Source organism: Methylobacterium sp. WL18 (genome assembly GCF_008040015.1).
Taxonomy (GTDB): Bacteria; Pseudomonadota; Alphaproteobacteria; order Rhizobiales; family Beijerinckiaceae; genus Methylobacterium; species Methylobacterium mesophilicum.
On record NZ_VRVD01001282.1, the window covers coordinates 1 to 536 of the forward strand.

The 536-nt window shown below is 73.9% G+C and carries 1 pseudogene; it reads left to right on the forward strand.

Features of this window, described 5'->3' with window-relative positions:
* Positions 1-536, forward strand: a pseudogene (locus FV228_RS32330) (acyltransferase); the annotation flags it as partial.

The following is a 536-nucleotide window of genomic DNA, read 5'->3' on the forward strand; positions in this document are numbered from 1 at the left end:
CCTGGCGCACCGCGTCGCCCGGGTGGTGCCCCTGTACTGGCTGGTGAGCCTGATCGTCCTGGCCCTCGCCCTCGCGCGCCCCGAATGGCTGAGCGATGCCGCGGCCCTCGTCGGCGAGCCGGGCACGATCCTGGCCGGGTTCCTGTTCTGGCCGGCGGCCCGGCCGGACGGCGCCATCCAGCCCCTCTACGGCCTCGGCTGGACCCTCAATTACGAGGCGTTCTTCTACGGGCTCTTCGCCTTCGGGCTGGGCTTCGGCCGGCGCGGCGCCGTGATTTGGCTCGCTCTGGCCCTGGTGCTGCTGGTGACCGCCGGTGCGCTCGTGCCCGGGCTGCCGGTGCCGATCCGGTTCTGGGCCAACCCGATCGTGCTGGAATTCCTGCTCGGCGCCGGGCTCGCCCTCGCCCATCGGGAGGGGCTTCGGCCTGGATCCGCATTTCGCCTCGGGCTCGGGGTGACGGGGATTCTCGGCCTGGCCCTGGCCGCACGCCTGCTCGGCGGCGACGGGGCCGCGGATGGGTTCCTGCGCCCGCTGC